Annotated in this window: 14 protein-coding genes; 11 read left to right on the top strand and 3 right to left on the bottom strand. The window is 69.3% G+C overall.

The window, feature by feature from the left end:
• The first annotated feature begins 1 nt into the window (after window position 1).
• From B7D75_RS13750 to B7D75_RS13725, 6 genes are all read left to right on the top strand, one after another.
• Window positions 2-1,210 (top strand): glycosyltransferase family 4 protein, encoded by a 1,209-nt coding sequence (locus tag B7D75_RS13750; RefSeq protein ID WP_053817213.1) that lies wholly within the window; start codon window positions 2-4, stop codon window positions 1,208-1,210.
• Complete coding sequence (locus tag B7D75_RS13745) at window positions 1,201-2,304, top strand: glycosyltransferase family 4 protein (protein WP_034081578.1); 1,104 nt, start codon at window positions 1,201-1,203, stop codon at window positions 2,302-2,304. The genes B7D75_RS13750 and B7D75_RS13745 overlap by 10 nt, the downstream gene beginning before the upstream one ends.
• Window positions 2,305-2,306: 2 nt before the next feature.
• Entirely contained in the window at window positions 2,307-3,743 is a 1,437-nt protein-coding gene (locus B7D75_RS13740; protein WP_034081577.1) for an O-antigen ligase family protein, read from the top strand.
• A gap of 1 nt (window position 3,744) precedes the next feature.
• Window positions 3,745-5,154, top strand: a complete 1,410-nt coding sequence (gene murJ, locus B7D75_RS13735) for a murein biosynthesis integral membrane protein MurJ (protein WP_105446854.1) — start codon at window positions 3,745-3,747, stop codon at window positions 5,152-5,154.
• Window positions 5,155-5,236: 82 nt separating this feature from the next.
• Complete coding sequence (locus B7D75_RS13730; protein WP_033999848.1) at window positions 5,237-6,304, top strand: acyltransferase family protein; 1,068 nt, start codon at window positions 5,237-5,239, stop codon at window positions 6,302-6,304.
• A gap of 135 nt (window positions 6,305-6,439) precedes the next feature.
• Window positions 6,440-7,441 (top strand): DNA topoisomerase IB, encoded by a 1,002-nt coding sequence (locus B7D75_RS13725; protein WP_105446853.1) that lies wholly within the window; start codon window positions 6,440-6,442, stop codon window positions 7,439-7,441.
• On the opposite strand, the gene B7D75_RS13720 is transcribed toward B7D75_RS13725, so the two are convergent.
• Window positions 7,442-7,735, bottom strand: coding sequence for an inner centromere protein (locus B7D75_RS13720; RefSeq protein WP_003113727.1), 294 nt, complete (start codon window positions 7,733-7,735; stop codon window positions 7,442-7,444).
• 71 nt (window positions 7,736-7,806) lie between these two features.
• Window positions 7,807-8,268 carry an Lrp/AsnC family transcriptional regulator gene (locus B7D75_RS13715; protein WP_003151882.1) on the bottom strand — a complete coding sequence of 154 codons (462 nt, stop codon included), beginning with the start codon at window positions 8,266-8,268 and terminating at the stop codon, window positions 7,807-7,809.
• A gap of 139 nt (window positions 8,269-8,407) precedes the next feature.
• Between B7D75_RS13715 and B7D75_RS29935 the strand changes: the two genes are divergently transcribed.
• The 5 genes from B7D75_RS29935 to lpdA are packed head-to-tail and all read left to right on the top strand — an operon-like array spanning window position 8,408 to window position 13,541.
• Window positions 8,408-8,536, top strand: coding sequence for a hypothetical protein (locus B7D75_RS29935; protein WP_255286380.1), 129 nt, complete (start codon window positions 8,408-8,410; stop codon window positions 8,534-8,536).
• 41 nt (window positions 8,537-8,577) lie between these two features.
• Entirely contained in the window at window positions 8,578-9,810 is a 1,233-nt protein-coding gene (locus B7D75_RS13710) for a 3-methyl-2-oxobutanoate dehydrogenase (2-methylpropanoyl-transferring) subunit alpha (protein WP_003151886.1), read from the top strand.
• Window positions 9,807-10,859: an alpha-ketoacid dehydrogenase subunit beta gene (locus B7D75_RS13705; RefSeq protein ID WP_012075766.1), complete on the top strand. Its 1,053-nt coding sequence runs from the start codon at window positions 9,807-9,809 to the stop codon at window positions 10,857-10,859. Before B7D75_RS13710 ends, B7D75_RS13705 begins: the two co-directional genes overlap by 4 nt.
• Window positions 10,860-12,143 (top strand): dihydrolipoamide acetyltransferase family protein, encoded by a 1,284-nt coding sequence (locus B7D75_RS13700; RefSeq protein ID WP_105446851.1) that lies wholly within the window; start codon window positions 10,860-10,862, stop codon window positions 12,141-12,143.
• A gap of 3 nt (window positions 12,144-12,146) precedes the next feature.
• Entirely contained in the window at window positions 12,147-13,541 is a 1,395-nt protein-coding gene (gene lpdA, locus B7D75_RS13695; RefSeq protein ID WP_043100235.1) for a dihydrolipoyl dehydrogenase, read from the top strand.
• 133 nt (window positions 13,542-13,674) lie between these two features.
• Here lpdA and B7D75_RS13690 read toward each other — a convergent pair whose 3' ends face one another.
• Entirely contained in the window at window positions 13,675-14,493 is an 819-nt protein-coding gene (locus B7D75_RS13690) for a Cro/Cl family transcriptional regulator (RefSeq protein ID WP_107114123.1), read from the bottom strand.
• Window positions 14,494-14,620 lie beyond the last annotated feature (127 nt).

Below are 14,620 nucleotides of genomic sequence, written 5' to 3'. Positions count from 1 at the left end.
CATGCGTATTCTCTGGATCCTGCCCTACTCGCCCTGGCCCACCACCAGCGGCGGCAAGACCCGCCAGTACCATCTGTTGCGCAGCCTGGCGGCGCGCGGCCACCGCATCACCGTGCTGCTGCACAGCAAGCAGCCGGTCAGCGCCGAGGACCGCCGGGCCCTTGAGCCCTTCCTCGAACGCCTGGTCGTGCTGCCGCGCCGACCGCTGCGCAGTCTCTCCACACTGCTCGCCGCGCTGTTCGCGCCCTACCCGCTGCTGGCCAGCGTCAACGGCCTGTCGGCGGCGCTGCAACGCACCGCCACGGAGTTGCTGCGCGAGCCCTGGGACGTGGTCCAGGTCGAGCACAGCTACAGCTTCCAGCCCTACGAACGACCGCTGCGCGATGCCGGCCAGCCGTTCGTGCTCACCGAGCACAACGTCGAGTCGTCCCTCGGCGCCGCCACCTACGACCGCCTGCCGGGCTGGGCGCTGCCCTTCGCGCGTTACGACCAGTGGCGCTACCGCCGCTGGGAACGCCGGGTGATGAGCCAGGCGGCGGCGGTCGTCGCCGTGACCGAGAAGGATGCGCGGCAGCTCGGCGCGCTGCTCGGGCGCCCGGTGCCGGTGGTGGTCAACGGGGTCGACTGCGAGCACTTCGCCGCCGCCCGGCCGACGCCCGAAGCGCAGCGCGTGCTGTTCCTCGGCAACTACGAATACGCACCGAACGTCGATGCCGTGGAATGGCTGCTCGACGAGATCCTGCCGCGGGTCTGGGCGCGCTGCCCCGAGGCGCGCATGAGCGTCTGCGGCTATGCGCTGCCGGCGGTCTGGGCGCAACGCTGGAGCGATCCGCGCATCGAATGGCAGGGCTTCGTTCCCGACCTGCTGCAACTGCAATCGAGCAGTTCGGTGTTCCTCGCCGCGCTGCGCCATGGCGGCGGTTCGAAGCTGAAGGTGCTCGAGGCCCTGGCCGCCGGGCTGCCGCTGGCGAGTACCGCGCAGGGCGTTTCCGGCCTGGAACTGCGGGACGGCGAGGACTACCTGGGCGGCGAAACCGCCGAGCAGCTAGCCGACGCCGTGGTGCGCCTGTTGCAGGAGCCGGCGCAGGCCCGCGCGCTGGGCGAGAACGGCCGCGCCTACGTGCGCCGCGCGCACGACTGGAGCGTCGCCGCCAGCCAGCTGGAACAGGTCTACGCCGGCCTCGCCGAAGGAGCGCCGGCATGCGCATAGGACTCGACTACCGCACCGTCGGCACCTCGCCGCACTCGGGCATCAGCCGCCAGGTCCATGCCATGGAGCAGGCCCTGGAAAGCCTGCCCGGCACGCAGGTGACCCGCTTCACCGTGGCGCCTCTCGACGACCCGCTGCGCCAGCAGGCGGTCTGCCCGCCGTGGGGCTGCCCGCGCACTGCGATGCACCAGCCGCACCAGCGCCTGCGCTTCGAAGCCGGTTTCCTGCCGCGCGCCCTGCGCGAGCAGGGCATCGAGCTGTACATCAGCACCTTCAACATGGGCCTGCCGCTACCGCCGCGTCCGCCGGGCGTGCGCTACGCGCTGCTGATCCACGACCTGTTCCAGGTCACCCTGAAGAACTACCACGCCAACCGCCTGAAGGCGCTGGTCTACCGGGTCAGCGACTACCTGTCGATCGCCTACGCGCTGCGTGTCGCCGACCGCGTATGGACGCCTTCGCAGTACAGCGCCGACGAGGCCGTGCGGCTGTTTCCCGGGGTCGCCGGGAAGGTCCGCGTGCTGCCCAACCAGGTCGACGGCTTCGCCGGCGAGCCCGCCGACCTCTCGGCACGCGGCCTGCCGTCGCGCTACTGGCTGCTGGTGGGTACTCGCGAGTTGCGCAAGAACGTGCCCTGGTTCGTCCGCGCCTGGGCCCGGGCGCGCGCCCAGGCGCCCGGCGTGCCGCCGCTGGTACTGGTCGGCAGCCTCGACCACCTGCCCGAGGAGCAACGCGACCTGCCCGGCCTGCACGCGCTCGGCGGGCTCGACGACGCCGAGCTGCATGCGCTGTACCGCCAGGCCGAGCGGCTCTGGCAACCGTCCTACGCCGAAGGCTTCGGCCTGCCGGTGGTCGAGGCGCTGAGCGTCGGCACGCCGGTGGCGGTGGCCAGCGGCACCTCGCTGGACGAAATCACCCCGCCGTCGGCGCCGCGCTTCTCGCCCACCGACGGCGCCGCCCTGGAACGCCTGATGCTGCGCCTGGCCGATGCGCCGCGCGAAGCCTCGGCGGAAGAGCTCATCGCCTGGGCCGCGCGCTTCAACCGCGAAGCCTACCGGCAACGCCTGGCCGCACTGATCGAGGAACTGAGTTGAGAATGTCGTTGGGAAACCTCGTCGCTGTCGTCTTCGGCCTGGCGTTCGGCGGAGCGCTGCTGATGCTCAGCCCGGCCAAGGCCGGCGCCGCCATGGTCGGCCTGGCGGCCGCGGTCACCATCCTGCGCTTCCCGTTCTGGGGTCTGCTGCTGTTCGCCCTGGTGGCCACCTTCATGCCCTACTCCACCGTCAACGTGGGGATCCGTTCGACGGTCAGCGAAGCGATCCTCGCCCTGACCTGGGGCGCGGTGCTCTGGCACATCTTCCTCTCGCGCCTGCCACCGGCGCCGGCGCTGCGCTACCGCTCCACCGAGCGCATGCTGCTGTGGCTGATGCTGTTCACCGTACTGCCGTTCGTGGTCGGCCAGGTCAGCATCAAGGCCGAGGCCAGCGGCCTGTCGAACTGGCTGCGCTGGCTGCTCAACCTGTCCATCGTGTTCCTCGCCGGACGCCTGCTGGTGGAGCGCAGGAATCGCGAGACGCTGGTCGTCGCCCTGCTGCTGGGCACCCTGGCGATGCTGCTGATGTCCATCGCGGTGTTCATCCGCTACCGCTCGGCATCGGGGATGGCGCCGATCCTGGCGCTGTTCAACTACGCCAACCTGGACACCCTCAGGTTCGGCCTGGAAGCGCTGTCCTCGCGGATGGGCTCGCCCTGGATGCACCCCAACGCCACCGGCGGGATCATGGCCCTGCTGCTGCCCCTGGCGTTCTGCTACGGGGTCGCCAACCAGGGCTGGCGACGCGGCCTGGGCCTCGCCGTGGCGCTCCTCGGTGCCGCCGCGATCCTCCTCGCCAGTTCCCGCGGGGCGATGCTCAGCCTGGCGGTGGTGCTGTTCTGGATGTCCCTGCGCAAGGTGCCCTACACCGGCCGCCTGCTGTTGCTCGGGGTCGGCCTGGTGGTGGTCCTGGTGCTCAGCTACCCGCCGCTGCAGGAGCGCCTGGCTACCATCTTCTCGCCGCAGAACGCCAGTACCGAGGTGCGCTTCGACGAATACCGGATGTTCCCCAAGGCCGTCGCCCGCTATCCGCTGGGCATCGGCTTCAAGGTCGACCCGCCGGTGCCGGGCACCGACCTGCTGGGCATCTCCAACCTGTGGCTGAACTTCATGTACAAGGTCGGTCTGGGCGGCATGCTGCTGTTCATCGCGGTGACCTGGCGCTGGTGGCGCGAGGCGCGTCCGGAGAAAGGCCCGATCCGCCTGACCCGCGACAACGCGATCTGGCTGGGCAGCACCGGCGGCATCCTGGCGGCGCTGGTCAGCGGCCTGTTCGACCACTACTTCAGCTTCGCCGTGGTGATGATCGGCCTGTTCTGGCTGCTGGTCGGGATCAACCTGCTGGAAGCCCGCCGGCTGTTCCCGGAGCGCCAGCCGCAAGTGCGGGCGGTGGGTTATCGCAAACTCAAGCGGCAGCTCGAGCGCGGGGCCGAGGCCTGAGATGCTCGGCTCCGCCTTCTGGCTGACCCTGGCCACCCTGCTCGGCCTGTGCCTGGGCTTCGCCCGCGAATGGCTGCTGGTCGCCTCGTGGGGCGCTGGCGAGCGCAGCGACGCCTTCCTCATCGCCCTGTTCCTGCCCGAGGCCCTGCGCATGTCGCTGGCCGGTGGCGTGCTCAGCGCGGCGGCGCTGCCGCTGTTCCTCGAACGCCAGGGCGCACGCCGTCTCGACTGGCTGGCGGCGATCCAGCCGGCGCTGCTGGGGATCGCCATGCTGCTCAGCCTCCTGCTGCTGGCCGGCGCGCCCTGGCTGGTGCGCTTCCTCGGCCCCGGCCTGGCCGAGAGCGCCAGCGCCCAGGCCGCGGCCAACCTGAGGATCCTCGCCTGGTGCGTGCCGGGCCTGATGCTCCACGCGCTGTTCAGCATCCCCCTGCAGGCCGGCGAGCGCTTCGTCCTCGCCGGACTCGGCTCGCTGCTGTTCAACCTGCCGCCGGTGCTCTACCTGGCCCTGCACGGCCAGGCCAGCCAGCCCGGGCAACTGGCCCTGGCCTGTCTGATCGGCAGCCTGCTGATGCCGCTGGTGCTGTTGCCCTCGCTGTGGTCCGAGGGCTGGCGCCCCTGGCACTGGCGCCTGTCGGGCGTCGAGCTGGGCCAGCTCGGCGGACGGATCGGCCCGCTGCTGCTGAGCAACGCCGCCAGCCAGGGCCTGGCGCTGGTCGAGCGGCTGGTGGCCTCGCTGCTCGGCGAAGGCGCGGTGACCTGGGTCAACCTGGCGCGCAAGCTGATGAACCTGCCGCTGATCGCCCTGATGAGCCTCAACCAGGTGCTGCTCGGCATGATGAGTCGACGCCAGGGCGGCGAGCGCCTGGCCCTGCTTCGCCGCGGCCTGGAGACCGCCAGCCTGCTGACCTTGCCGGCCGGAGTCGGGCTGGTGGCCGCCGCGCCCAGCCTGGTCGCCCTGTTGCTGCCGCAGCAGACCGCCGGCTCGCCGTTGCCGGCGCTGCTGGCCTGGTTCGCCGTGCCCCTGGTGTTCGGCGCCTGGAACGCCCTGCTGGCGCGCTATGCCTATGCCGCCGGCGACACCCGCCTGCCGCTGCGCTGCGAGCTGCTCGGCAGCGCACTGAACGCCGCGCTGCTGGGCGGCCTGCCCTTCGTTTTCGGGCTGCCGGGGATTCCCCTGGCGGCCCTCGGCGGGGTGCTCTGCACCGCGCTGCTGCTGATGCGCCGCCAGGCCCTGCTCGACGCCCTGCCCTGGGCCCGGCTCTGGCTGCTGAACGCAGTCGCCATGGCGCTCGCCGCCGGCCTGCTGTTCCGCATCGACGGGACCTGGCTGCAACTGGGCCTGGGCACCCTCGCCGGTTGCCTGGCGCTGGCCGGCATGGCGCTCTGGCTGCGGCCCTGGCGCACGAGTTGACCCATGGCTCCGGGTAGCGAGCCTGGCCCTGGGGGCCTTCGAACAACCACACCGAGTTAGCGCGTCAAGCGGGAGTTGCAAAGTGAAAAAACGCTGGATTCAGATGGATGTGACCCGCGGCGTGGGCATCCTGATCATCGTCTTCGGCCACAGCTGGTTCGTCGCCAGCTCGCCGAACGTGCTCTATCCGTTGCTGTCGCCGTTCATCCTGCCGCTGTTCTTCTTCATCTCCGGGGTGTTCTTCAGGACCGAGCAGCCCTTCGGCGAAATGGCCCTGCGCAAGGCCGACGCCCTGCTCAAGCCGTTCTTCGTGACCATGCTCGGCTACGTCATCCTCCGCGACCTGCTGCGCGGCCAGCCGCTGCTGCCGGACATCGGCGGGGTCCTCTACGCCTCGGTCGACACCCTGCCCTGGCAGGCGCTCTGGTACCTGCCGCACTTCTGGGTGGCGACCCTGTTCGCCTGGCTCATGCTGCGCGTCATCCAGCGCCTCGGCCTGTCCCTCGGCGCCGCCTGCGTGCTGGTGGGCATGCAACTGGGCCTGGGCATCCTGTTCCTGAAGACGTTCTGGCAGATCCCGGTGGAGTTCGGTGGCGAGCAGTACCTGCTGCCGGGCCTGCCGTTCAGCCTGGACATCACCCTGATCAGCAGCGCCCATTTCATGTTCGGCTACCTCCTGCGCGACGTCCTGCGCCGCCACCAGAGCTCGCTGCTGACCCTGTGCATCGCCCTCGCCGTGACCATCGGCAGCTTCCTCTACTACCCGACCGTGGTGGACATGGCGCAGCGCCGCTACGACCACTGGTTCTGGGCCACCGTACAGGCGGTGAGCGGGGTCTATGTGTGCTGGGCGCTGTCCGGGCTGATGATGAAGCTCGACTGGCTGGGCAAGGCCATGACCTACATCGGCCAGTCGACCCTCATCCTGCTGATCTTCCATGGAGAGATCCAGCACAAGTCCTTCGCCCTACTGGTGCGCCTGGGCCTGGCGGAGCCGGCCGCCGCCTGCGTCGCCCTGGTGGTCTCGGTGATCGCCTCGCTGCTGATCGGCGAGCTGATCAAGCGCGTCGCGCTGCTGCGCGCCCTGTACTTCCCCTTCCCGGTGCGCAAGAAAGCCCTGGCGCCGCAGGGCGGCGGCGAAGCCCGCTGATGCCCGCCCGGGCCGGACGGCGGCGAACGCCCCGCCGACCGGCCCGTCGAGCCGCCGGGAGGAATACGCAGCGCGGTTGAACGTTCCGCCGGACGCAGCGGCCTAAACAGGCAGCGTCCCTTCGGAACCCGGAACATGAGCGCAGCGCCACCGCCACCCCCCGTCCTGCCCGCCGACCTGTGCTACGTCGACGATCGCCAGCCGGGCATTCGCCGGCGCCGCCAGGGCAAGCGCTTCGTCTACTTCGACCCGGACGGCCAGCGCATCCGCGACGCCGAGCGGATCCATCGGCTGGACCAGCTGGCCATCCCGCCGGCCTACCGCGAAGTGTGGATCTGCCCGGACCCGGCCGGCCATCTCCAGGCCACCGGCCGCGACGCCCGCGGGCGCAAGCAGTACCGCTATCACCCGCGCTGGCGCGAAGTACGCGATGCCGACAAGTACGAGCGCCTGCTGCGCTTCGGCCAGGCGCTGCCGGGGCTGCGCCGGCACATCGACGCCCAGTTGCGCCTGCCCGGCCTCGGTCGCGACAAGGTGGTGGCCCTGGCGGTGGCGCTGCTCGACGCGACCCTGATCCGCGTCGGCAACCACCGCTACGCCCGCGACAACCGTTCCTATGGCCTGACCACGCTGCGTACCCGGCACGTCGCCGTGAACGGCAGTCGCATCCGTTTCCGCTTCAAGGGCAAGAGCGGCATCGAGCACGACGTCAGCCTGGAGCATCCGCGCCTGGCGCGGGTCCTGCGGCGCTGTCTGGAACTGCCCGGGCAGGACCTGTTGCAGTACCTGGACGAGGACGGCCACCCCCACCGCATCGGCTCCCACGACATCAACGAGTACCTGCGCCGCCAGACCGGCGAGGACTTCAGCGCCAAGGACTACCGCACCTGGGCCGGCAGCGCCCTGGCGCTGGAGCGCCTGCGCCGGGTCGGGGCCGACGGGCTCGGCGCGGTGGTGGCGGAGGTCGCTGCCGAACTGGGCAACAGCGTGGCGATCTGCCGGCAATGCTACATCCATCCGGCGATCATCGAGGCCTACCAGGCCGGCCAATTGGGCCAGCTCAGGCGCGCCCGCAAGCGCCGCTGGCTGAGCGCCGAGGAAGCGACCCTGCTGGCCTTCCTCGACACCCCCGGCTGATCAGTTGCCCGGGTGCGGATCGATGCCGTGCCGGCGCAGCAGCCCGAGCAGGCGACCAATCTCGGTCTGGCAGGCTTCCAGTTCCTTGCGCAGGGTGTGTTCGCGGCGCTGCTGCTCCAGCTTCACCCGTTCGAGCTCGGCGCGCGCCTCGCGGCGGATCTGCCGCTCGCGCTCCTTGTCGGAATGCTCGGCGCCGAGGGCTTCCTCGGCCTTGCGCGCGCGGTACTCGCGCATCCGCTGGGCGGCCGACTTGGCCTTGCCGCTCGGCTTGGGCCCGGGTTTGCTGGCTTTCATGAACACATCCATCTGCGTAACGTTACGCAATCAGAATAGCGTAACGTTACACAGATAGACAGGATCCATGCTTAGAGCGGCGGGGCCGAGCGCAGCATCACCGACTTCAGTGCGAAGGCCGACTTGATGCCAGCCACGCCGGGAATGCAGGTCAGGGTATTGGTGAGGAACGCCTGGTAGGCGGCGAGATCCTTGACCACCACCCGCAGCATGTAGTCCGCATCACCGGTCATCTGGAAACAGCTCATGACCTGCGGCGCATCGACGATGCGTTCCTCGAAGCGGGCGAGGTAGTCGCCGGTCTGCTTTTCCAGGGACACCGAGACGAACACGCTCATGGCCCCGGACAGGCGTTCCTCGTCGAGCCGGGCGAAGTAACCCTGGATGTAGTGCTCCTCCTCCAGGCGGCGTACCCGGCGCAGCGTCGGCGTCAGCGAGAGGCCGATCCTCTGCGCGAGATCGCGCCAGCTCAGGCGGCCGTCGTCGGCCAGGGCGCGGAGGATTTTCAGGTCGATGCGGTCGAGTTCGGCCATGGTTCGTTGTTTCTCTTGTTAGTGATTCTTGTAGTTCAAACAACCCAATACTGTCGGAATACCTTAGTCAATTTGGAGCAAAAAACTAGCACCCGAGGCCTATACTGAAATTACAAAAACAAAACCCGAGGGCTTCACCATGAGTGACGTCACCCAGTACGACCGCGCCTGCCGTACCCCGGCATGCCTGCAACCCGCCCCCACCCACGGGCCGGGAACCCGCCATCCGCCCAGTCCGCCGCTTCGAGCGCCGTTCGCCCGTTTCTGATCTCTCCAACCGTTTGGCCCGGACCGGGCCGGAGGCCTGTCATGAGTGATTACGAGCCGTTGCGTCTGCATGTCCCGGAGCCCACCGGGCGTCCTGGCTGCAAGACCGACTTTTCCTATCTGCACCTGTCCCCCGCCGGCGAAGTGCGCAAGCCGCCGGTGGACGTCGAACCCGCCGAGACCAGCGACCTGGCCTACAGCCTGGTTCGCGTGCTCGACGACGACGGCAACGCCGTCGGCCCGTGGAATCCGCAATTGAGCGACGAACAGTTGCTGCGCGGCATGCGGGCGATGCTCAAGACCCGCATCTTCGATGCGCGCATGCTCACCGCGCAGCGCCAGAAGAAGCTTTCCTTCTATATGCAGTGCCTCGGCGAGGAAGCCATCGCCACCGCCCATACCCTGGCCCTGCGCGACGGCGACATGTGCTTCCCGACCTATCGCCAGCAGGGCATCCTGGTCACCCGCGAGTACCCGCTGGTGGACATGATCTGCCAGCTCCTCTCCAACGAGGCCGACCCGCTCAAGGGCCGCCAGCTACCGATCATGTACTCGAGCAAGGAGGCCGGTTTCTTCTCCATCTCCGGCAACCTCGCCACCCAGTTCATCCAGGCGGTCGGCTGGGGCATGGCCTCGGCGATCAAGGGCGATACGCGCATCGCCTCGGCCTGGATCGGCGACGGTGCCACCGCCGAGTCGGACTTCCACACCGCCCTCACCTTCGCCCATGTCTACCGCGCGCCGGTGATCCTCAACGTGGTCAACAACCAGTGGGCGATCTCCACCTTCCAGGCCATCGCCGGCGGCGAAGGCACCACCTTCGCCAACCGTGGCGTGGGCTGCGGGATCGCCTCGCTGCGGGTCGACGGCAACGACTTCCTGGCGGTCTACGCCGCCTCCGAATGGGCCGCCGAGCGCGCCCGGCGCAACCTCGGGCCGACCCTGATCGAATGGGTCACCTACCGTGCCGGCCCGCACTCGACCTCGGACGACCCGTCCAAGTACCGCCCCGCCGACGACTGGACCAACTTCCCGCTGGGCGACCCGATCGCCCGCCTGAAACGGCACATGATCGGCCTCGGCATCTGGTCGGAGGAACAGCACGAAGCCACCCACAAGGCCCTCGAAGCCGAAGTGCTGGCCGCGCAGAAACAGGCGGAGAGCCACGGCACCCTGATCGATGGCCGGGTGCCGAGCGCCGCCAGCATGTTCGAGGACGTCTATGCAGAACTGCCGGAGCACCTGCGCCGGCAACGCCAGGAGCTCGGGGTATGAATGCCATGAATCCGCAACACGAGAACGCCCAGACGGTCACCAGCATGACCATGATCCAGGCGCTGCGCTCGGCGATGGACATCATGCTCGAGCGCGACGACGACGTGGTGGTGTTCGGCCAGGACGTCGGCTACTTCGGCGGCGTGTTCCGCTGCACCGAAGGCCTGCAGAAGAAATACGGCACCTCGCGGGTGTTCGATGCGCCGATCTCCGAGAGCGGCATCATCGGCGCCGCGGTCGGCATGGGCGCCTACGGCCTGCGCCCGGTGGTGGAGATCCAGTTCGCCGACTACGTCTATCCGGCTTCCGACCAGCTGATCTCCGAGGCCGCGCGCCTGCGCTACCGCTCGGCCGGCGACTTCGTCGTGCCGATGACCGTGCGCATGCCCTGCGGCGGCGGCATCTACGGCGGGCAGACGCACAGCCAGAGCCCGGAGGCGATGTTCACCCAGGTCTGCGGCCTGCGCACGGTGATGCCGTCCAATCCCTACGACGCCAAGGGCCTGCTGATCGCCTGCATCGAGAACGACGACCCGGTGATCTTCCTCGAGCCCAAGCGCCTCTACAACGGCCCGTTCGATGGCCACCACGACCGTCCGGTGACGCCCTGGTCCAAGCATCCGGCCAGCCAGGTGCCGGACGGCTACTACAAGGTGCCGCTGGACAAGGCGGCGATCGTCCGCCCCGGCGCGGCGCTGACCGTGCTGACCTACGGCACCATGGTCTACGTGGCCCAGGCCGCGGCCGACGAGACCGGCCTCGACGCCGAGATCATCGACCTGCGCAGCCTCTGGCCGCTGGACCTGGAAACCATCGTCGCCTCGGTGAAGAAGACCGGCCGCTGCGTGATCGCCCACGAGGCGACCCGCACCTGCGGTTTCGGCGCCGAGCTGATGTCGCTGGTGCAGGAGCACTGCTTCCACCACCTGGAGGCACCGATCGAGCGCGTCACCGGTTGGGACACCCCCTACCCGCATGCCCAGGAGTGGGCGTATTTCCCCGGCCCCGCGCGCGTCGGCGCGGCATTCAAGCGTGTGATGGAGGTCTGAATGGGTACCCATGTGATCAAGATGCCGGACATCGGGGAAGGCATCGCCGAGGTCGAACTGGTGGAATGGCATGTCCAGGTCGGCGACTCGGTCAATGAAGACCAGGTTCTCGCCGAGGTGATGACCGACAAGGCCACGGTGGAGATCCCCTCGCCGGTGGCCGGACGCATTCTCGCCCTCGGCGGCCAGCCGGGCCAGGTGATGGCGGTGGGCGGCGAACTGATCCGCCTGGAAGTGGAAGGCGCCGGCAACCTCGCCGACAGTCCGGCCGCGGCGGCGCCGGCGACGCCTGTCGCGGCCGCTCCCGAGCAACCCAGGGAGGCCCCGGCCGCCCCGGCGAAACCCGCCGTCGAGGCACCGCGCGCGTTCCGCGACAGCGAGGCGCCGACGCAACGGCGCCAGCCCGGCGAACGTCCGCTGGCCTCCCCCGCGGTGCGCCAGCGCGCCCGCGACCTCGGCATCGAGTTGCAGTTCGTGCAGGGACGCGGTCCGGCCGGACGCATCCTCCACGAGGACCTCGACGCCTACCTGACCCAGGATGGCAACGCCAGCCGCGGCGGCGTCTCGCCTGGCTACGCCGAGCGCCACGACGAACAGGCGGTGCCGGTGATCGGGCTGCGTCGCAAGATCGCCCAGAAGATGCAGGACGCCAAGCGACGCATCCCGCATTTCAGCTATGTCGAGGAAATCGACGTCACCGACCTGGAGGCCCTGCGCGCCCATCTCAACCAGAAATGGGGCGGCCAGCGCGGCAAGCTGACCCTGCTGCCGTTCCTGGTCCGCGCCATGGTCGTGGCGCTGCGTGAGTTCCCGCAGCTGAACGCGCGCTACGACGACGAGGCCGAGGTGGTCACCCGCTACGGCGCGGTGCACGTCGGCATCGCCACCCAGAGCGACAACGGCCTGATGGTGCCGGTGCTGCGCCACGCCGAATCGCGCGACCTCTGGGGCAACGCCAGCGAAGTGGCGCGCCTGGCCGAAGCCGCGCGCAGCGGCAAGGCGCAACGCCAGGAACTGTCCGGCTCGACCATCACCCTGAGCAGCCTCGGCGCGCTCGGCGGGATCGTCAGCACGCCGGTGATCAACCATCCGGAGGTGGCCATCGTCGGCGTCAACCGCATCGTCGAGCGCCCGATGGTGGTCGGCGGCAACATCGTCGTGCGCAAGATGATGAACCTCTCCTCCTCCTTCGACCACCGGGTGGTCGACGGGATGGACGCGGCGGCCTTCATCCAGGCCGTGCGCGGCCTGCTCGAACATCCCGCCACCCTGTTCCTGGAGTAAGCGATGAGCCAGACCCTGAAGACCACCCTGCTGATCGTCGGCGGCGGCCCCGGCGGCTACGTCGCGGCGATCCGTGCCGGGCAGCTGGGCATCCCCACCGTGCTGGTGGAAGGCGTCGCCCTCGGCGGCACCTGCCTGAATGTCGGCTGCATCCCCTCGAAGGCGCTGATCCATGCCGCCGAGGAATACCTCAAGACCCGCCACTATGCCGGCCGGTCGGCGCTGGGCATCCAGGTACAGGCGCCGAGCATCGACATCGCCCGCACCGTGGAGTGGAAGGACGCCATCGTCGACCGTCTCACCAGCGGCGTTGCCGCGCTGCTGAAGAAGCACGGGGTCACTGTCGTCCAGGGCTGGGCAAGAATCCTCGACGGCAAGAGCGTGGCGGTCGAACTGGCCGGCGGCGGCAGCCAGCGCATCGACTGCGAGCACCTGCTGCTGGCCGCCGGCTCGCAGAGCGTCGAGCTGCCGAGCCTGCCGCTGGGCGGCAAGGTGATCTCCTCCACCGAGGCGCTGGCGCCCGGCAGCCTGCCCGGGCGCCTGGTGGTGGTCGGCGGCGGCTACATCGGCCTGGAGCTGGGTACCGCCTACCGCAAGCTCGGCGTCGAGGTCGCGGTGGTGGAGGCGCAACCGCGCATCCTGCCGGGCTACGACGAGGAACTGACCAAGCCGGTGGCCCAGGCCCTGCGCAAGCTGGGCGTCGAGCTGTATCTCGGGCACAGCCTGCTGGGCCCGGGCGAGAATGGCGTACGGGTCCGCGACGGCGCCGGCGAGGAGCGCGAGATCGCCGCCGACCAGGTGCTGGTGGCGGTCGGCCGCAGGCCGCGCAGCGAAGGCTGGAACCTGGAAAGCCTGGGCCTGGACATGAACGGCCGGGCGGTGAAGGTCGACGACCAGTGCCGCACCTCGATGCGCAATGTCTGGGCCATCGGCGATCTCGCCGGCGAGCCGATGCTGGCGCACCGGGCCATGGCCCAGGGCGAGATGGTCGCCGAGCTGATCGCCGGCAGACGCCGCCAGTTCGCCCCGCTGGCGATCCCGGCGGTGTGCTTCACCGATCCGGAAGTGGTGGTCGCCGGGCTGTCCCCCGAGCAGGCGAAGGATGCCGGGCTGGACTGCCTGGTGGCGAGCTTCCCGTTCGCCGCCAACGGCCGCGCCATGACCCTGGAGGCCAACGAAGGCTTCGTCCGCGTGGTGGCGCGCCGCGACAACCATCTGGTCGTCGGCTGGCAGGCGGTGGGCAAGGCGGTCTCGGAGCTGTCCACGGCCTTCGCCCAGTCGCTGGAGATGGGCGCCCGCCTGGAAGACATCGCCGGCACCATCCACGCCCACCCGACCCTCGGCGAAGCGGTCCAGGAAGCCGCCCTGCGCGCGCTGGGGCACGCCCTGCACATCTGATTCCCGCGAACCTCGGTAGCCGGCCAACCACCGGCGCACATTACCCCCTTGCCCGTCGGGCAAGGGGGCTTTTTTCGTGGCCGCGAACCGGGTCATCGGCAGGCCTCATCGCCCTGCGCGATCCTCCGTCCCCTCACTCCGTCTCCAGCAACCCGTGCCGCAGGCTCCCCGCCGCCAGGCGCCGGCGGACGTCCTCGTCGATCCGCGGGTCGTCCGGGCGGTACAGCCGCACCTGGCGGTAGGCGTTGATCCGGTTGATTTCCGCACCGAGGTACTCCCAGACCACCCGGCTGCACGCCGGGGTCCGCCGGTCGCCGCTGGAAACGCCCATCTTCAGGCCGTTCAGGCGGGTGATGCGACTCTTGAAACTGGGTATGAGGATGGTCTGGCTCATCTCGTTGAGGGTCAGCGATTCGTAGTCGATCAGGAACACCCGGTCCTGCAACTGGAAGGCCGCGCCGAGATAGCGGCAGCGCGCCCACTCCTCCGCCTGCACGTCGGTGCTGCTGGTGCGTTCCTGGCGTTCCTGGCGCTCGAAGAGGAACACGCCGTCCTCCTCGTAGAGATGCACCAGCGAGAGCAGGATGCTGCCCGGCACCGACATGCAGTTGGCGTATTCGAAGTAGTAGCCGCAGTAGCGGCCCAGATCGCCGGCCTCGGCGCGCAGCGGTTCTAGCAGACGCAACAGCGGATCGTTGCTGGACTGGCGCGGCTGGAGGTTGGCGCGCGCGCCGATCAGGCGGGCGAACTGCTCGGGCGGCAGGCCCAGCTCGTAGTCCTCGACGCCGAAGAAATCGCCGATCCGCTTGCGGTTGTAGGGCGTCGGCTGGCTCTGGCCGCTGAGGTACTTGTTGAACTGCGCGCGATTGATCGCCAATTGCCGGCAAACCTCGGAGATCGAGCGGTAATGGCTGCACAGCAGCTTGAGATTGGCGCCCAGGTGCTCGGACATCGGTGGCTCCGAAGATGATGCGATCGATGCGATTCTAGCATCAGGTCGCATCAAGCAGGAGCAACCCGCGAAATTGTAACCAGGTGCGTCATGGCCAACCATGCGCCGCGCAGCAAGGCGCTGCCGC

The sequence above is a fragment of the Pseudomonas paraeruginosa genome (genome assembly GCF_003025345.2).
Lineage (GTDB): Bacteria > Pseudomonadota > Gammaproteobacteria > Pseudomonadales > Pseudomonadaceae > Pseudomonas > Pseudomonas paraeruginosa.
This window is presented reverse-complemented; position numbering and strand designations above follow the sequence as displayed.